The 17,564-nt window shown below is 72.6% G+C and carries 17 protein-coding genes, 1 tRNA gene and 1 pseudogene; 3 read left to right on the forward strand and 16 right to left on the reverse strand.

The genetic code is table 11. The features are described from left to right. From AB0912_RS14085 to AB0912_RS14120, 8 genes are all read right to left on the reverse strand, one after another. Positions 1–194: hypothetical protein (locus tag AB0912_RS14085; protein ID WP_366699201.1), on the reverse strand; the 194-nt coding region annotated here is incomplete at its 3' end. 92 nt (positions 195–286) lie between these two features. Beyond that, positions 287–463 carry a hypothetical protein gene (locus tag AB0912_RS14090; RefSeq protein ID WP_366699203.1) on the reverse strand — a complete coding sequence of 59 codons (177 nt, stop codon included), beginning with the start codon at positions 461–463 and terminating at the stop codon, positions 287–289. A gap of 198 nt (positions 464–661) precedes the next feature. Further along, on the reverse strand, positions 662–1,348 hold the full coding sequence (locus tag AB0912_RS14095; RefSeq protein WP_366699205.1) for a DUF899 domain-containing protein: 687 nt from the start codon (positions 1,346–1,348) through the stop codon (positions 662–664). A 56-nt stretch (positions 1,349–1,404) separates the two neighbouring features. Beyond that, on the reverse strand, positions 1,405–3,303 hold the full coding sequence (locus AB0912_RS14100; protein ID WP_366699207.1) for an FUSC family protein: 1,899 nt from the start codon (positions 3,301–3,303) through the stop codon (positions 1,405–1,407). 402 nt (positions 3,304–3,705) lie between these two features. Next, positions 3,706–3,845: transfer RNA gene (locus AB0912_RS14105), tRNA-Leu, on the reverse strand. 146 nt (positions 3,846–3,991) lie between these two features. After that, complete coding sequence (locus AB0912_RS14110; RefSeq protein WP_366699209.1) at positions 3,992–4,729, reverse strand: hypothetical protein; 738 nt, start codon at positions 4,727–4,729, stop codon at positions 3,992–3,994. Between the two features lie 63 nt (positions 4,730–4,792). Beyond that, entirely contained in the window at positions 4,793–5,530 is a 738-nt protein-coding gene (locus AB0912_RS14115) for an aspartate/glutamate racemase family protein (protein ID WP_366699211.1), read from the reverse strand. A 2-nt stretch (positions 5,531–5,532) separates the two neighbouring features. Then, positions 5,533–7,017, reverse strand: coding sequence for an NCS1 family nucleobase:cation symporter-1 (locus tag AB0912_RS14120; protein WP_366699213.1), 1,485 nt, complete (start codon positions 7,015–7,017; stop codon positions 5,533–5,535). Positions 7,018–7,188: 171 nt separating this feature from the next. Between AB0912_RS14120 and AB0912_RS14125 the strand changes: the two genes are divergently transcribed. Beyond that, on the forward strand, positions 7,189–7,920 hold the full coding sequence (locus tag AB0912_RS14125; protein ID WP_366699215.1) for a GntR family transcriptional regulator: 732 nt from the start codon (positions 7,189–7,191) through the stop codon (positions 7,918–7,920). 18 nt (positions 7,921–7,938) lie between these two features. Here AB0912_RS14125 and pip read toward each other — a convergent pair. The 4 genes and pseudogenes from pip to AB0912_RS14145 all read right to left on the reverse strand — a co-directional run bounded on the left by pip (position 7,939) and on the right by AB0912_RS14145 (position 12,941). Continuing rightward, positions 7,939–8,905 (reverse strand): annotated as a pseudogene (gene pip, locus AB0912_RS14130) (prolyl aminopeptidase). Beyond that, positions 8,905–9,636: a uracil-DNA glycosylase gene (locus AB0912_RS14135; protein WP_366699341.1), complete on the reverse strand. Its 732-nt coding sequence runs from the start codon at positions 9,634–9,636 to the stop codon at positions 8,905–8,907. The pseudogene pip and the gene AB0912_RS14135 overlap by 1 nt, the downstream one beginning before the upstream one ends. Positions 9,637–9,976: 340 nt before the next feature. Next, on the reverse strand, positions 9,977–11,509 hold the full coding sequence (locus AB0912_RS14140) for a YfcC family protein (RefSeq protein WP_366699217.1): 1,533 nt from the start codon (positions 11,507–11,509) through the stop codon (positions 9,977–9,979). Positions 11,510–11,588: 79 nt separating this feature from the next. After that, positions 11,589–12,941 carry a M20/M25/M40 family metallo-hydrolase gene (locus AB0912_RS14145; RefSeq protein WP_366699219.1) on the reverse strand — a complete coding sequence of 451 codons (1,353 nt, stop codon included), beginning with the start codon at positions 12,939–12,941 and terminating at the stop codon, positions 11,589–11,591. 577 nt (positions 12,942–13,518) lie between these two features. Here AB0912_RS14145 and AB0912_RS14150 point away from each other — a divergent pair. Beyond that, positions 13,519–14,064, forward strand: coding sequence for an RNA-binding S4 domain-containing protein (locus AB0912_RS14150; RefSeq protein WP_366699343.1), 546 nt, complete (start codon positions 13,519–13,521; stop codon positions 14,062–14,064). 169 nt (positions 14,065–14,233) lie between these two features. Here the strand turns inward: AB0912_RS14150 and AB0912_RS14155 are convergent, their stop codons facing one another. Then, the gene (locus AB0912_RS14155) at positions 14,234–14,707 is read right to left on the reverse strand and encodes a DoxX family protein (protein WP_366699221.1); all 474 of its coding nucleotides are present in this window, start codon (positions 14,705–14,707) and stop codon (positions 14,234–14,236) included. 264 nt (positions 14,708–14,971) lie between these two features. On the opposite strand from AB0912_RS14155, the gene AB0912_RS14160 reads away from it, so the two are divergent. Beyond that, entirely contained in the window at positions 14,972–15,289 is a 318-nt protein-coding gene (locus AB0912_RS14160) for a DUF6343 family protein (protein ID WP_366699224.1), read from the forward strand. 112 nt (positions 15,290–15,401) lie between these two features. Here AB0912_RS14160 and AB0912_RS14165 read toward each other — a convergent pair whose 3' ends face one another. From AB0912_RS14165 to AB0912_RS14175, 3 genes are all read right to left on the reverse strand, one after another. Beyond that, a complete protein-coding gene (locus AB0912_RS14165; protein WP_366699226.1) occupies positions 15,402–15,782 on the reverse strand; it encodes a tetratricopeptide repeat protein in 381 nt (126 codons plus the stop codon). A gap of 50 nt (positions 15,783–15,832) precedes the next feature. Beyond that, complete coding sequence (gene coaE, locus AB0912_RS14170; protein ID WP_366699228.1) at positions 15,833–16,441, reverse strand: dephospho-CoA kinase; 609 nt, start codon at positions 16,439–16,441, stop codon at positions 15,833–15,835. A gap of 111 nt (positions 16,442–16,552) precedes the next feature. After that, positions 16,553–17,491: a PAC2 family protein gene (locus AB0912_RS14175; protein ID WP_366699230.1), complete on the reverse strand. Its 939-nt coding sequence runs from the start codon at positions 17,489–17,491 to the stop codon at positions 16,553–16,555. Between the last annotated feature and the right edge of the window lie 73 nt (positions 17,492–17,564).

Consider the following 17,564-nt stretch of genomic DNA (forward strand, 5'->3'; position numbering starts at 1 on the left):
CGGTACGGCAGGACGGTGACCGGCGCGGCAAGGCGGCTGACCGGCACGGCAGGTGCGGTGACCGGTACGGCAGGTGCGGTGACCGGTACGGCAGGTGCGGTGACCGGTACGGCAGGTGCGGTGACCGGTACGGCAGGTGCGGTGACCGGTACGGCAAGGCGGCTGTCCCGGTACGGGAGGGGGCTGACCAGCACGGCAGGGGGCTGACGGCACGTTCCAGGCCGCTCCCGCTCACCCACCCACCTCGCCCGCCTGCTCTCCTGCTCTCCTGACCCACGCCACCCGCTCACTCGCCGAGGTCGCCCCCGCCGCCCGCGACCACGAGAAACGTGTCGGAGCTGATGTCCATGACGACCTCGACGGTCTGGCCCTCCTGGCGGCGCGCCTGCGCGAACTCCTCCGCGGGCCATGACCCGCGCGGTCCGCCGGCCGGAAAGCGCTCCAGCACCATTCGCCCGTTCACCCTGTACCTCCATGTCGCGCTGTTCTTGAAGAGTTAAACGCCTGGCAGGGGGTGAACGACTCGGGAAGTGACAGTACTGAGACGAAGCCGACACCGGGTCACGGCGCCCGATGTGGCGCACGACACAATGCCGGAGGGGCGAAAGCAGCAGGTCAGCGGGGTGGAGCCGACCCGCCCCCAGGAGGGTGACGGGGGGCTTCAGTCCTCGTACTCGTCGTGGTAGCGGACGCGCTCACTCCCCGCGGGCGCCCCCAGTGCGGACGCGCGCCCCCTGGGCTCCTCCCACTCCTCCTGGCGGCCCAGGGCGGTCAGGTCGAGCAGGGAGTTCGTGGAGCCGAGCCCGTCGAGTCCGCGTTCGTAGGTGGAGTACGTGTGGAAGACGCGGTCCCGGTCCCGCAGGAAGCAGCTCACGCCGGGCCGCTCGTAGGGCTCGTCGCCTGCGAACGACACCTGGAAGTCGTAGTTGAAGTCGCTGTCGTACGACGAGTACCAGGGCACGGTCCAGCCCATGCGCGCCTTGAACGGCAGGATCTTCGTGTACGGCGCCCGGGAGACGACGGCGAACTCGGTTCTGCGCGCCCGCAGATGGGCGAGGTGGCCGATCTGGTCGAGGAACCCCGAGCAGCTCCGGCAGCCCGCGTCCCACTCGGGGGCGAACATGAAGTGCTGGACGACGAGTTGCTGCCGCCCCCGGAACAGGTCGAGCAGGGTCGCCTTGCCGTCGCCGCTCTCGAAGACGTACTCCTTGTCGATCTCGACCATCGGCAGTCCGCGCCGCGCCGCGTTGAGCGCGTCCCGCGCGCGCGTGGCCGCCTTCTCCCTGACCAGCAGTTCCTCGCGCGCGGCGTGCCACTCGTCGCGCGAGACGATCTCCGGAAGCGTCATCTGCCCCTCCAACGGAACGGTACCTGCGTTGTGGTGACCGGCGGGAGGGGCGGAACTCATCGGTCTGCCGCGAACAGCTTTTCCGGGTTGAGGCCCACCCGCTCGCGGTGCTCGGCCAGTTCGCCGAGGAGCTGGGTGACACGGCCGGTGTGGTGGGGGGTGAGCCGGCCGGTGTCGTCGAGCTGCACGGCGCACGCGGTGGCCGTGTCGACGAGGTGTTCGAGGGTGGCGGCGATCTCGTCGGTGCCCGCGGAGTGCCGTGCCAGGGCGGGGAGTTCGGCGGCGGCCAGGTCGATGGCGGCCCGGGCCTCGGCGAGGGCGCGGTAGGCCTCCCGGCGCAGCATCCAGCGGCCGGTGCGGTCGTCGGCCGTGCGGTCGGCCAGGACGTGGGCGAGGTAGTCGTCGGTGGCCCGGGTGGCGCGGGTGAGGCGGGCCCGTACGGTGCCGCCGCGCTGGCCGGGGGCGGGCAGGTGGCCGACGACCAGCACGATCGCGCAGGCCAGCAGGGTTTCGCCGAGCCGGTTCCAGGAGGCCTGCGGTTCCCCGCCGACCATCACGAGGGCGAGGACCAGGACGGTGACGACGGCGGTCTGGGCGGCGAAGTGCCGGGTGGCGACGGGGATGAGGGCGCCGCTGAGCGCGACGAGGGCGACGAGTCCCTCCGGCCGGGGCAGCAGGGCGGCGAGCCCGGCGAAGGTGAGCGCGCCGAGCACGGTGCCCGCCGCCCGGCACAGCACGCGGGAGGCGAGCGGTCCGAGGTCGGGCTTGACGAGGAAGACGGCGGTCGCGGGGAGCCAGTACCAGTGCGGGTGGGCGCCGTACCAGCGGGCGTGGTGCAGGGCCTGGGCGGCGGCGACGGCGGTTCCGAAGCAGAGGGCGACGCGCAGCCCGTACTCGCGTCCGCCGGGTCCGAGGGCGGTGCGCAGATGGGCGAGGGCGGTGCGGCGCCGGGTGTGCAGGGGGTCTCCGGAGCCGGTGTCGAAGGTGTCGGCGGCGTGCAGGAGGGCGTCGTGCAGGGCGCGGAGCGCGGGTGCGACGGAGGTCCCGGGGTGTGGGCGGGTGCGGCTGCCGGGGACGGCGGGGGCGGGCAGCGGACCGGTGGGGGCGCCGGTGCGGACGGCGGTGGCGAGTCGCCGGGGTCCCTCGGCGGCCCGTTCGGGCAGGGGTTCGCCGGTCCAGGCGAGGGCGGTGGCGGCTTCGGCGAGGGGAAGCGCGGCGGCGTACTGCGCGTGCAGGCGCCGTTCGGCGGCGGAGCTGGCGTAGCGCCGGAGCCGGGGTCCGGTGAGGGCGTCCTGTGCCTGGTCGAGGGCGGCGGTGAGGGCGGCGCGGGCCCGGGGCGCGTCCGGGCCGCCGGTGGCGAGCAGCAGGCGGGCGATGGCGTCGTACACGCCGGCGACGGCGTGCCGCTCGCCGTCGAAGCGGTAGTCACCCGTGCCGGTGGCGGTGGTCGGCAGGGCGAGGCGCAGGCCGAGGAGCCAGGCGGCGCCGCCGAGGAAGAGGAGGGCGCGCTGCCAGCCGGGTTCGGGCAGCGGCATGCCGGCGCCGATCGCCGAGGCGACGAGGAGCTGGGTGCCGGCTCCCGAGGCGACGGGTCCGATCGCGCTGACGGCGCCGGCGATCAGGCCGAGCGTGGTGAGGAGGAGGGTGAGCGTGAGGGCGCCGGTGTGCTGTCCGGCGTACGAGCCGACGAGCAGGCCCGTGGCTCCGGCGAGGGCGGGTACGCCGAGCCGTTCGACGGCGACGCGGCGGCTGCCGGGCCGGTCGTTGATCCCGGCGAACATGGCGCCGAGGGCGGCGACGACGCCGAGGGAGGTACGGCCGCTCAGTACGGCCGCGAGGAGCAGGGGCCCGGCGGTGAGCGCGCCGCGCAGAACCGCGTTCCAGGGCACGGGGCCGCGCTGTGCGCGCAGGGCGTGGGCGAGCCAGGGCGGTACGGCGACGCGGGTGGAACGCACGGGGCTCCTGTCGGACGAGGGCGGCTGCCTTCGGGCGACATCGGCCGGGCGGGTGCGGTTCCTACGGTAATGGGCGTTGCCGGCGGAAAGTGAACGCGGGTATTTCAGCGCTGTGACACTTCACGGGCGGGCCGGGCCTGAGGGAGGGCGGGCCGGTTTCTGAAGGAGAGCGGGGCCGAGTTCTGAGGGAGGGCGGGCCGGTTCCCGAGAGAGGGGACGAGCCCCGCGACCCGGAGAAGAGCGGACCGGGTTCTGAGGGCGATGAGGAGAGAGGAGCGGGTCCGAGGGCGTAGCCGGCCCCCGGACCCTTGAAGTGCCGCCATGTCGCACGCCGGCACGCTTGAGGACCCAGGTCAGTCGTTATGTCGCCGCGTCCTGCCTTTGGACCACCACGCATCGAGCTGCGCGGGCTGGACTTGAACCAGCATTTCGACGTCTGGGGCCTGGGCCCGGTCGATCCGGCGATCGGCGGCGAATGCTGAGTCTGGAGCAAGAGTCTGAGATTGATCACGGTCTGCCTCTGCCGGTTGGGCTACCGCGGCTCGTGGGCACTCGGTGGAGTGCCGCTGGTGCCGCGGGGAGGACTCGAACCTCCACTGGAACCGTGTCTTCACGACAAGCTTCAGGTTCAGCTTGCGCTCCTCGCGCACCCCGGCCGTGGTACGTGGTGGCCGGGGAGTTTCAGAGGCTACCCCTGTGCGAACAGGTAGCCGAACACCGCGTCGCCCACCCGCTGGTCGACGACGTCCTCGCCGTTGGCCTCCTCGCGGGCGAACTTGACGGCCTGCTGCAACTTCTCGACGCGGTCGAGGAGTTCGTTCACCCGGCGGGCGGGCAGGGCGCCGGAGAACTTGACGGTCGTCCAGTAGCCGACGGGGATGTCCTCGTAGTACACCTCGACCTGGGCCGGGTGCTTGTCGGTGGCCTCGGCCTTGACGTGGTTGCGGGGCACCTTCTTCGTCCGCAGGGTGCGCACCGGCTCGGTCTTCCAGGCGTCGGTGGAGGGGTCCCGCACCCAGGACTCCGAGGCGTCGAGGACGGGCAGCTTGCGCACGAAGGTGTTGAGGTCGGTGAGCTGCTTCTCCAGAAAGAGCAGATACGACACCGGTACGCCGGGGACGAGCACGCGCCCGTCGACCTTGACGTCGGCGCGGGCGGTGCAGTTGGCCCAGTCCTTGGTGGCGGTCACGTCGAACAGCCGGGTCAGGGTCGCCGCGGTGTCCCGCAGCACGTCCTCGGCCTGGACCTGCACCCGGGTGGACTCGGGCGGCAACTGCTCGCCCTCCTCGTCCTTCGGCTGATAGGTCCGCGAGATCCCGGCGAGCAACGCCGGTTTCTGGAGCCCGTGATGAGCAGCCGTCAGGTCCTGGTGGGACTTGGACTTGATGCCCTTCTCGACTGCGATGATCTGATTGAGTTTCGCCACGCCGGCGACGGTAGCAGGGCCAACTCATGTTGTTCGAAGCATTATTTCCACAGGTGAACCCGGTCACTCCGACGCCCTGCGATCGTCGGGTGCCGGCCGGCCCCAGGTGCGGCGTTTGGGCAGGGGGCGGGCGTAGGTGCCGGTTCGGCTTGTCGTCAGGCCCAGGGAGACCAGGGACTCGGCCAGTTTGACCGCCGCCGCCACGCCGTCGACCACGGGGAGGCCGAGTTTTTCGCCGACGGCTCGTTGCAGGCCGGTCATGCCCGCGCAGCCGAGGACGAGGACCTCGGCGCCGGCCTCGCGGGCCCGTTCGGCGGCGGTCACGAAGGCGGCCTGGGTGCGCTGGGTGTCGCCCAGGTCGAGGACGCCGAGGCCGGTGCCGACGACGGCGGCGCAGTTCTGGGCGACTCCGGCCGTGTGCAGGCTGTCCTCGATCTGGCCGCGGGAGCGTTCCAGGGTGGTGACGACGCCGTAGCGGCGGCCGAGGAGACACGCGAGGTGCGCGGCGGCCTCCGTGATGTCGACGACCGGTACGTCGAGGAGTTCGCGCGCGCCCTCCCGGCCGTGTTCGCCGAAACCGGCCAGGACGACGGCGTCGTAGGGGGCCTCGTAGGTGCGCAGGGTGTCGAGGACGGCCGCCGCGGAGAGGTAGCTGTCGAGCCAGCCCTCCGCGGACTCGGGCCCCCAGGCGGGGGTGAGACCGAGCACGGTGGTGCCCGGGCCTGCGGCGGCCCGGGCACCTCGTACGATCTCCTCGGTCATCTCCTGCGTCGTGTTGCAGTTGGTGACGACGATCCGCACGCTCAGCCCTCCACGGGAACGGTGTCGGAGGCGGGAGCCGGTTCGGTGGCGGCCCGCTCGGCGCGGCACAGCAGCGCGTACAGCCCGGCGGCCATGGCCGTGCCGATGAACCAGGAGTACGGGGCCACGTCGCTGAAGTCCTTGACCAGGGCGAGGACCGCGGCCACCGCCGCCGAGGGCAGGAACGCCCACAGGGCCTTGGGGTTGACGCCCCGGCGGTAGTAATAGCGGCTGCCGGGCCGGGCGTTGAAGAGCTGTTCGACGTCGACGTTGCCGCGCTTGACCCAGTAGTAGTCGAGCATGATCACGCCGAACAGCGGTCCCAGGAAGGCGCCGAGGCCGCCGAGGAAGTAGTTGACGACGGTGGGGTTGGAGAAGAGGTTCCAGGGGGTGACGACGAGCGCGGCGACGGTGCTGATCATGCCGCCGACCTTGAACGTGATCTTCTGCGGCCAGACGTTGGCGAGGTCGTACGCCGGTGAGACGAAGTTGGCGACGATGTTGACGCCCATGGTGGCGATGGCGAAGGTCAGGGCGCCGAGGACGAGGACCCAGGTGTTGCCGACCTTGGCGACGAGCAGCGCCGGGTCGGTGATGGCCTCGCCGAACGCCTCGATGGAGCCGGCCGTGACGATGACGGACACGATCACGAAGGCCGTGGAGTTGATGGGCAGGCCCCAGAAGTTGCCGCGTCGCACGGTCTTGTAGCTGGGCGCGAAGCGGGAGAAGTCGCAGAAGTTGAGCATCAGCGTGCCGTAGGTGGCGAGGATCAGCCCGACCGCGCCGAACCACTGCCGCCACTGTTCGCCGACCGCCACCGGGTGCGGGGTGGAGGTGAGCGAGATGCTCCAGCCCGCCTTCGCCAGCACCCAGACGGCCAGCGCGATCATCACGAGCCAGATCGCGGGGCCGCAGAAGTCCTGGAACTTCCGTACGGATTCCATGCCCTGACTGATGATCAGCGCCTGGATCAGCCAGAGGGAGACGAAGGACGTCCAGCCGAGCGCGTCCAGGCCGACGAAGGAGTGGTGGGTCCAGGACTCCAGTCCGGGCCAGGCCGCGAGCAGCATGACGTTGACGGCGACGGACGCCAGATAGGTCTGGATGCCGTACCACATGATGGCGATGACGGCCCTGATCAGCGCGGGGATGTTGGCGCCCCAGACGCCGAAGCTGATGCGGCTGACCACCGGGAAGGGCACGCCGGTGCGCTGTCCGACGCGGCCCATCAGGTTCATGCCGGCGTAGATGATCACGAAGCCGACGAGCAGCGAGGTGAAGATCTGCCAGACGTTCATGCCGAGGACCAACAGGCCTGCCGCGAAGGTGTAGTTGCCGAGGTTGTGGACGTCGGACATCCACATGGCGAAGAGGTCGAAGACCTTCCAGTTCCGCTTCCCGGCGGGCGCGAGGTCTTCGTTGGTGAGCCGGGGGTCGGGGACGAACGCTGGTGCGCCGGTGACTTCGGCGCGGTCGGCGAGGGACACGGGGCCTCCATGGACGAGGGGACGGAAGGCGGCGGTGCGGGCTGCGGGCATCCGAGCGAGGCGCGTTTGGTATACCAAACTGCCGTCATGGTCCCGCCGTCAACCGTTCCGGCCGATGTCCTCGCCGTTACGGCTCCGTAAAACACCCCCGGAGTCGGCGAAGATGGGCCCATGACGAAGATCGACCCCCTGGGCGCGGACCCGGAACGCGCCGCCGAGGCGCCCTCGCCATCCGGCGCGGAGCGGGAGCCGGCGGGCGAGGGGCGCGAGCCGCTCGGGGCCGTGCGCGAGCGGGTCCTCGCCACCCTGCGCCAGGAGATCATCGCGGGCCGGCTGCGTCCCGGCGACCGGCTGGTCGAACGCGAGCTGGCCGACCGGTTCGGCGTCTCCCGGGTGCCGGTCCGCGAGGCGATCCGCGCCCTGGTCGCCGAGGGCTTCGTCTTCTTCGAGACCCCGCGCCGGACCGTCGTACGCCGCCTCACCCCGACCGACGTCGCCGAACTCTTCGAGCTGCGCGAGGCGTTGGAGGTCTACGCGGCCGGCCTCGCGGCGTCACGGGCCACCCCGGAGGCGCTGGCCGAGCTGGCCGGGCTGCTCGACCGCGCGGCCGTCGCGACCCACACCGGGGACGCGGAGGCCATCACCGACATCAACACCGCCTTCCACGACCGGATCCTCGCGATGGCCGGCAACAGCCTGCTGATCTCCGTCATGGAACCGGTCGACGGCCGACTGCGCTGGCTCACCCGGCAGAACGAGGAGTGGCCCCAACTCCTCACCGAACACCGCGAGTTGTACGAGGCGGTCGCGTCCGGCGACCCGGCGCGGGCCCGCGCCCAGGCCCTCGCCCACGTCCAGGCCAACTACCGCTCCACGGTGCGCCATCTGTTCGGCAAGGCCTGAGACAGCCGGCGCCCTGGCTCACGTCCGCGTCGCGTACCCGTCCGTGGCCGCCACCAGCGCCTCCACCATCCCGGCGGCCCCCGCGTTGTGCCCCGTGTCGTCCACGATCACCAACTCGCTGCCGGGCCAGGCGTGATGGAGGCGCCAGACGATGCCGAGCAGGTTCCCGAAGTCGAGGCCGCCCTGGACCAGTGTGCCGGGGATGCCGGTGAGCAGCGGCGCGTCCCGCAGGATCACACCCTCCTCGTTGCCCTCCCCGAGGAAGTGGCCGTTGCCCCAGTAGTGCGTGACGGTCCGGGCGAACCCCCTGCGGAAGACCGGGTTCTCGTAGCGCTCCACCGAGCGGGGCGGCGCCGGGACGATCGCCGTCTCCCAGTCGGTCCAGGCCCGGGCGGCCCGCTCCCGCACCCCGGGGTCGGGCGACTCGATGAGCCGGCTGTAGGCGGCGGCGAGGTTCCCGGAGCGGTCCGCCTCGGGCAGTCCGGCGAGGAACCGGTCGAAGTCCTCGGGAAAGATCCGGCCAAGTCCCCTGGTCAGCAACGCGACTTCGGGGTTGGAGGCGGTCGCCACCCCGGTCAGCACCAGCTCGGACACGGCGGCCGGACGCGTCTGCGCGTACCGCAGCCCCAGCGCCGACCCCCCACGACACACCCCACACCAGCCAGCGGTCGACGCCGAGGTGGACGCGCAGCGCCTCCAGGTCGGCGATCAGGTGCGCGGTCGTGTTCACGGACATGTCGGTGGCCGGGTCGCTCGCGTGCGGGGTCGAGCGCCCGCTGCCGCGCTGGTCGAGCAGGACCACTCGGTACCTCGCCGGGTCGCAGAAGCGCCGGTGGTGCGGGGTGCAGCCCGACCCCGGCCCGCCGTGCAGCATGACGGCGGGCTTGCCGTCGGGGTTGCCGCACACCTCCCAGTACACGCGGTTGCCGTCACCGACGTCGAGCATGCCGTGGTCGTACGGTTCGGTCTCCGGATACAGGCCCATCACGCGAGGCCGGCGCCGGGCGGCCGGGTGGGCAGCCCCGCCGCGTGGGCAGCCGCGCGGAGCACCTCCCGGAGCATGCCGGGGGTGAGGCGTCCGGTGAAGGTGTTGCGCTGACTCACGTGGAAGCAGCCGAAGAGTTCGAGCGGAGCGGTACCGTCCGGCTCCGGTGGCCGGTCCAGCGTCACGCGCGCGCCGTGGCCGAACACCGGCCGGGGACGCGGGACTTCCCAGCCGGACGCGGCGAACGCGGGCAGCGCGGCCTGCCAGCCGAAGGCGCCGAGGACGACCACGGCGCGCAGTGTGGGCCGCAGCAGCTCCAGCTCCCGGACCAGCCAGGGCCGGCAGGTGTCCCGCTCCTCGGGGGTCGGCTTGTTGGCGGGCGGCGCGCAGTGCACGGGCGAGGTGACGCGGACGCCGTACAGCTCCAGGCCGTCGTCCGCGCGGACCGCGGTCCCCTGCGACGCGAGGCCGACGTCGTGCAGCGCCGCGTAGAGCACGTCTCCGGAACGGTCCCCGGTGAACATCCGGCCGGTCCGGTTGCCGCCGTGCGCGGCGGGGGCGAGCCCGACGATGAGGACGGAGGCGTCGGCCGGTCCGAAGCCGGGCACCGGGCGCCCCCAGTAGGTCTCGTCGGCGAAGGCGGCCCGCTTGGTCGCGGCCACCTCCTCGCGCCAGGCGACGAGCCGCGGGCAGGCCCGGCAGCCGGCGATCCGCGCGTCCAGCCGCTCCAGCCGGTGCCGCCCGCCCGGCCCGTCAACTCCGTGAAGCCCGCCCAGTCCGCCCGGCCCGTCACCTCCGTGAAGCCCGCCCAGTCCGCCCGGCCCGTCAACTCCGTGAAGCCCGCCCAGTCCGCCCGGCCCGTCACCTCCGTGAAGCCCGCCCGGCCCGCCCGGCCCGTCAACTCCGTGAAGCGCGCTCAGTCCGTCGCCTCCGTCGAGCCCGTCACCTCCGTTGAGCCCGCCGCCCCCGTCACGCCCGGCCGGCCCGGGATCACCGATCACCATGCCTCCACCGTACGACCGGTGCGCCGGTACGCCGGACGGGCCCGCTCCTCCCCCGCTTCCCGGCCACCTAGGTGATCGCCGCCCCCACGGCCAGGAACCCGCAGATCAGCAGGAAGAGGATGGCGAGCAGGGGCCAGACGAAGCGGAGGTACTTGTCGTAGCCGACCTTGGCGAGGGCGACGCCGCCGATGGTCACGGCGGTGGTGGGGACCCAGAGGTTCATCCAGCCGCTGGCCGCCTGCCAAGCGGTCACGACGACGGCCCGGGAGACGCCCGCGAAGTCGGCGAGCGGGGCGAGGATCGGCATGGCGAGGGTGGCGTGGCCGGACGTCGAGGGGATGAGGAAGGCGAGCGGCAGGTTCACCACGAACACGATGATCGCGAACAGACTGGAGGAAGTGCCCCGTACGACCCCCTCGATCGAGTGAAGCACCGTGTCGGTGATCTTCGAGTTGTTCATGATCACGGTGACGCCGCGGGCGAGCACGATCACCAGCGCGGGTGAGATGAAGTCCGCGGCACCCTGGATGATCGTGGCGCTGAGCTTCTGCTCGCCCATCCGGGCCACCACCCCGACGAGCACGGCCGCGCACAGGAACAGCGCGGCCAGCTCCGGGAAGGACCAGCCGAGTTCGAACCCGTAGGGCCGCGCGTCGGCCTTGCCGGTGAGCGCGCTGGACCACGGGACGACCGAGAAGATCATGAACGCGAAGACCAGGGCCGTGGTGACGAGCACCGCCTTGTGCAGGCCGGTCAGCTCGGGCACCTCGCCGGACGCGTCCCGCGCGTGCTCGCGGTCCCCCGGCAGGAAGCCGGTGATCGAACGCTCCGGCCGCTTCTGCACCCGCCGGGCGTACCGGATCACATACGCGACGGTGACCGCCGTCAGCACGACCCACATCACGAACCGGAGCACGATGCCGTCGCCGAGGGAGATGTCGGCGGCGGACGAGGCCACGCCCGTCGCGAACGGGTTCACCGTCGAGCAGAGCACACCGATGCCGGCGCCGAGGATGATCGTGCCGACGGCCACCATCCGGTCGTAGCCGAGGGCCAGCATCAACGGCACGATCAGACCGTAGAACCCCAGGGTCTCCTCGGCGAAGCCCTCGACCGTGCCGAGGACCGAGAACACCACCATGATGCCCGCGATGAGCAACGCGCCCCGGGTGCGCAGCCGGTGGGCGAGCAGCCCGATGCCCCGGTCGAGCGCGCCGGTCGCGAACACCACGGTGATGAAGGCCCCGATGGCGAGCACGAAGAGGAACACGCCCGCGCTGCCGTACAGTTCACCGGCGAAGTCCGGCCCGACCCGCGAGGACTTCTCGTCCTGGATGCCGTAGAGGCCGTTGACGGGTGACAGGAAGAGGTCGTTGAGCCGGTCGACGAAGCTCTGTCCGGAGTCGACGCGGTGGTACGTGCCCTGGATAGGCCGGCCTTCGGGCGTGCGGTCGTACTGGCCGGCCGGGATCAGGAACGCCAGCGCCCACACGGCGATCGTGACGATGGCGAGGACGGTCAGCGCGCTCGGGAACGCGAACCGGCTTTTGCGCGGCGGCTCTTCGGTGCCCGACGGCCTGGTCTCGGTGGGGGTGCTCATCGCGCGCCCACCTCCCGGGACCCGCGGGAGGCGCTGATCGCGGCCGGGCCGCCCGGGGCGGAGCGGCGGGTGCCGGCGGTCACGAGGCGGCCCCCGGCCGGAAGTCGGCCGCGTACTCCCGTACGAACGCGCACATCGCGACCACCGTGTTGCGCAGCTCGGAGAAGAGGACCCGTTCGTTGGGGGCGTGCAGATTGCACATGCTGTCCTGGGCGCCGAACAGCAGCACCTCGGCGCCGGGGGCGGCCCGCGCGAGCCCGTTGACCAGCGGAATCGACCCGCCGGTCGCGACGTACGAGGCGTCCTCGCCCCAGGCCTCGCGCAGCGCGGTACGGGCGGCCCGGTAGGCCGGACCGCCCGTCGACGCCTCGTAGCCCGGGCCGGTGTCGCCCGGCGTGACGGTGAGCGGGACACCGAACGGCCGCAGCGCGCGCAGGTGTTCGACCAGCAGGCGTTGCGCCTCCTTGGCGTCCTGGCGCGGGTGGAAGCGGAGGTTGAGCTTGGCGCGGGCGTAGGGCACGACGGCCGAGGCGGCGTGTTCGACGCTCGGCGCGTCCAGGCCGATCACCGTGATCGCGGGCCCGCTCCACAGCCGCTCCCCGAGGCTGCCGCTGCCGATCAACGGCACACCGTCGCTCACCCCCGCGAGGTCACGGAACTCCTCCTCCGTGTACGTCGTCCCGCTCCACTCCTCGCGCCGCAGCCCCGCCACGGCCACGTCGCCGTGCACGTCGTGCAGCGTGGACAGGGCGGTCAGCAGTACGAGCAGCGCGTCGGGGGCCGCTCCCCCGAACTCCCCGCTGTGCCGGGGCTCCTGGAGGGTCCGCACCTCGACCACGACCTCGGAGGCGCCGCGCAGTCCGGTGGTGAGGGTGGGGGTGCCGGGGCGGAGGTTGCCCAGGTCGGCGATGACCATGGCGTCGCACGCGAACCGCTCGGGGTCGCTCGGCGGATAGTCGTCGAAGGGGCTGCCGTACTCCTCCTGGCCCTCGAAGACGATCTTCACTCCGACGGGTGGCCGTCCTTCGTAGGCCCGCAGCATGCCGAGGTGCGCGATCACGTTGGACTTGTCGTCGGCGATCCCGCGCGCCCGCAGGCCGCCCTCGACGGGCGTCGGCTCGAAGGGCGGCGACAGCCACAGTTTCTCGTCGCCGGGCGGCTGCACGTCGTAGTGCGAGTAGAGGAGGACGGTCGGGGCGTCCGGGCTCGGCGGCGGGATCTCCGCGAAGATCACGGGGGCGGTGCCGGGCAGGTCGATCCGCTCGATCCGCTCCACCCCGATGTCCCGCAGCATGCCTACGAGGAGGTCGTGGGCCTCCTGGACCGGTTCGGCCGGGAAGCCGGGGAACGCGACGGAGGGGATGGCCGCGAGCCGTTCCAGGTCGGCGCGGAGGCCGTCCATCAACGCGTCGACCTTCGCTGCTGTGTCCACCGCGGTCCCCTCTGTCGTCGGCCGGCCTCAGCCGCCAGCCTCCGCGTACTCCGGGGTCCCCGCATCCGGGGTGGTCCGTGCGACGGAAAAGCCGTGCGGTGCTGTACAGGGTGGGCGTTAGAGTCGGGTCATGGCTTCTCAGGACGCTGACGGGGAGAGGGACGGCACGGCCGCCACCCGTACGGGGCACGCCGCCACCGGCTTCGACGCGCGCGAGCGCGCAGGGCACGGCGCCGGCGTTCGCGGCCCCGGTGACCGCTCCGCGCGCGGTGGGCGGGGCGGCGGCTCGGGCGGGGCCGGCGGCGGTGTCCATGGCGAAGGCGGTGGCCGCCCTGACCGTGGCGGTGACGGTGGCCGTGGTGATGGGGACGGCGGTCACCGTGGCGGTGACGGTGGCCGTGGCGCAGTCGGCGGTCGTCGCGGGGACGGGGACGGTGACGGGAAGGACGCCGGCACCGGCGCCAACACCCCGCCCGGCGACTCGGCCGACTCCCCGGCCGGCACCCGGGCCGACTCCCCGACCGCATCCTCAGCCGATTCCTCGGCCGATTCGGCTGCCGCCGCCAAGGCCGCAGCCGTGATCGCCGCCGCCGGTGCGGGTCCCGCCTCGGGCGGGAGCGTACGGATCGACGCCTGGATCTGGTCCGTCCGTCTCGTCAAGACCCGCGCGGTGGCCGCTACCGCCTGCCGAGGCGGACATGTGCGGGTCAACGGTGAGCGCGTCAAGCCCGCGTACGGCGTCCGCGTGGGAGACGAGGTCCGGCTGCGCCACGAGGGGCGCGAGCGGATCGTCGTCGTGAAGCGGGTGATCCGCAAGCGCGTGGGGCCGCCCGTCGCCGTCGAGTGCTACGTGGACAACAGCCCGCCGCCTCCGCCGCGCGAGGCCGTGGCACCGGCCGGCATCAGGGACCGGGGTGCGGGGCGCCCGACCAAGCGGGACCGGCGTGACATGGAACGCCTGCGCGGTATGCAGGCCGGCTCGTCCGGCCCGATCAGAACCGCGGGCCCCGCCTCAGGCCCCGCAGCCCCGGACGGCAAGGGCGGCAAGGGCGGCAAGGGGGGCCGGCCCGGTTCCGAGGACTCGCCCCGCCGCTCGTCGGGCCGCCGGCACTCGGGCTCGTAGGCCCGGGCCCTCCCCTCGGGGGACACAGGGCCGGAGAGCCCGGCTCGGCCCGCTTCAGCTCACACGCCGGCGAGGGCTCCCCCTCTCACGGGGAGCCCTCGGTCCAGGGGGAGCGCCCCCGGTCGAAGGAAGCCACCGCTCAGGGGAAGCCCGCCGGGCCCGGACCGTCTCACGCCCGCTGTCCCACCCGTCGTCGGACCAGGTGCAGCAGGTCGGTCGTGTGGCCGCGCCTGGCCCAGGCGATCAGCGCGAGCGGCACCATCAGGATGAGCGGGGTCACCGTGCCCGGGCCGTGGATGACGGTGACGTTGACGATGAAGGCGCCGACCATCAGCGCCATGAGGGCCACCGCTGCCACCGAGTCCAGCAGCGGGATCATCAGGGCGATACCGCCGGCGAGTTCGAGCGCGCCGATGATGTACATGCCCGTGTGGCCCCACCCGAGCTTATCGAAGCCCTCGGTCGCCGAGGGGTGGGCGATCAGCTTGGGAAGCGCGCTGGCGATCGCGTAGAAGAGACCCAGCACGACCTGAAGGACGGTCAGGCCGATCCGGGCGCGGCGCGAACGCGGGGTGACGGCGGCCGAGGCCGAGGTGGCGGCGGCCGGGGTGGAGGTGGCGGCGGGAAGGGTGCTCTCGGACACGGTGATCTCCTGAGGGAAGCGGTGCCTGCTGCTTTCGAGGGGATAGACCGCGGGGCCGCGCGGAATTCATCGGCGCGGGACGAGGGTCTGACTCCGGTCCGCCTCCCGGACTCGGCGGAAGGGTCTGGTTCCGGGCGGCGCCGGGGAGCGTGCGCCGCCCGCGAACCCGTCCGGCAGATGGCCTCCACCACCCCGGTTCACCGTCCCGCCGGCGCCCTTGGTGAACGCGCGTCGCGAAGAGTACGTTTTTTGGTGGGAACGGTGATGGCCACGCGTACAGGCAGTGAACCGGTGACAGCACGCAGTGCGCTGCGGCTGCGGTTCTGGCTGAGCGCGTGGGGTCTGATCTGGGCCGCCGGCGGAACCGTCGCGTTCGTGCTGGCGGGCCGGCCGGGCTGGGCGGCGGCCTGCGCGGCGCTGTGGCTGCTGGTCACCGTGGACATGGTGATGATCGTCCGGCACATCCGGCAGGGGCCGCACTACCAGCCGGGCCGTGACGTCCCGCCGTACGAGCCAGTCGACGAGCGCTCCTCGCCCCGACCTCCCGGCCGCCCTCCCCGTCCGCCGACGCGGCGCCCCTGAGCGGAGCCCGAGGGGACCGCCGCCCGAAGGAACAGCTGCCCGAAGGGACCCCTGACCGAGGGGACGGCCAGGAGTCGGGCCACCAGGAGTCGAACTGCCGGCAGTCGGACCGCTAGGAGTCGAACCGTGCCGCTTCGAGGTACTGCGGCTTGGGGTCGAGCGCGGCGGCCAGTCTGAAGTGGCGCTTGGCCTGCTCGGGGCGCCGCTGGCGCTCGTAGGTCCGGGCGAGGGCGAAGTGGGCGAACGCGTTGTCCGGCTCGCGCTCCAGGACGATCGTGAACTCCAGCTCGGCGGGGCGCAGTTGCGCGGCGGCGAAGAAGGCACGCGCGCGCAGCAGCCGGGCCGCCGTGTTCTCGGGGTGCGCGGCGATGACACGGTCGAGGAGCTTCACCGCGCCCTGCGGGTCACGTGCGTCGAGAAGCTGCTCGGCGGCACGGAAGTCGATGACATGCGTCTCCGGAGTACGTCCGGTCGGTCCGCTGGTCTCGGGCACGGCAGAGTCCTTCCCTCGCTGCGACCGTTCAACGCCCCTCACGCGGGGCGCTATTCCTGGGGCTGCCGGGCTCTGTGCGCGAGATCGCCCCATACGTCCGCCACGCGGCGCTTGAGGTCCGCGAGGGGTACGTCGTTGTCGATGACGACGTCGGCGACGGCCAGGCGCTTGTCGCGCGGCGCCTGGGCGGCCATGCGGGCGCGGGCGTCCTCCTCGGTCATGCCGCGCAGCCGGACGAGCCGGTCGAGCTGGGTCTCGGGGCGGGCGTCGACCACGATCACGAGGTCGTAGAGCGGGGCGAGCCCGTTCTCCGCGAGGAGTGGCACGTCGTGCACCACGACGGCGTCCGCCGGGGCGGCGTCCTCCAGGGCGCGCGAGCGGGCGCCGACGAGGGGATGCACGATGGCGTTCAGCGCGGCGAGCTTCCCGGGGTCGGCGAAGACGATCGAGCCGAGCTCCGGCCGGTCCAGGGTGCCGTCGGCGGCGAGCACCTCCTCGCCGAACGCCTCGACGACCGCCGCCAACCCGGGAGTTCCGGGCTCGACGACCTCGCGGGCGATGCGGTCCGCGTCGATCAGCACCGCCCCGTGCTCGACCAGGAGCCGGGACACCTCGCTCTTGCCGGCGCCGATACCGCCGGTCAGGCCCACCTTCAGCATGCCTGGCAGCTTAGGCCCTGGCACCGACAGCCCACCGGCCCGGGCGTCCCCGATCAGACCGGACGGCCCCGATGCCGGGCCCCGGGCGACTGCGGCGGCCCGGCGGCGGAGTCAGGAATCGCCTTCGCGTTCCGCGAGGAAGCGCTCGAATTCCTGGCCGATCTCGTCGGCGGAGGGGATGTCGACCGGTTCCGCGAGCATGTTGCCCCGGGTCTCGGCACCCGCCGAGGCGTCGTACTGGTGCTCAAGTCCCTGGACGAGCGCGACCAGTTCCTCGTCGCCCTCCTGGATCTGCCGGTCGATCTCGGTCTGGGTGCGGTGCGCCTCGGTCCGCAGGGCGTGCGCGATCCCGGGGAGCACCAGGCCGGTCGCGGCGGTGATGGACTCCAGGACGGTCAGCGCCGCGTCCGGGTACGGGGAGCGCGCGATGTAGTGGGGCACGTGCGCGGCGACACCGAGGACGTCGTGTCCGGCCTCCATGAGGCGGTACTCGACCAGGGACTCGGCGCTTCCGGGGACCTGCGCCTCGTCGAAGGGGCTGCGGTGTCCGGGCACCAGGTCGGTGCGGTTGCCGTGCGGGGTGAGGCCCACGGGGCGGGTGTGCGGGACGCCCATGGGGATGCCGTGGAAGTTCACGGCGAGGCGGACGCCGAGGCGCTCCACGATCTGCTGGACGGCGGCGGCGAAGCGCTCCCACTCCACGTCCGGTTCGGGGCCGGAGAGCAGCAGGAAGGGGGCGCCGGTGGCGTCCTGGACGAGGCGGACGTCGAGCGTCGGCTCCTCGTAGTCGGTCCATCGGTCGCGCTTGAACGTCAGCAGCGGGCGGCGGGCCCGGTAGTCCACGAGCCGGTCGTGGTCGAAGCGCGCGACGACCTGGTGGGGCAGCGAGTCGAGGGCCCGGTCGACGATCTGGTCGCCCGTCTCCCCCGCGTCGATGTATCCGTCGAAGTGGTAGAGCATGACAAGACCGGCCGACTCTTGGGCGAGTGCCATGTCGACCACGGCCAGCCCCTTCGGCTCCCATGCGTACAAACCCTGCGGATCAAGCACTGTGACCGCTCCTCCTCGTGTTCGTACTCCACAACGTGGCGCGGAGCACGGACATTCCCGTTCCGCACCCCGT

It is taken from the genome of Streptomyces sp. NPDC007084 (genome assembly GCF_040703595.1).
GTDB lineage: Bacteria > Actinomycetota > Actinomycetes > Streptomycetales > Streptomycetaceae > Streptomyces.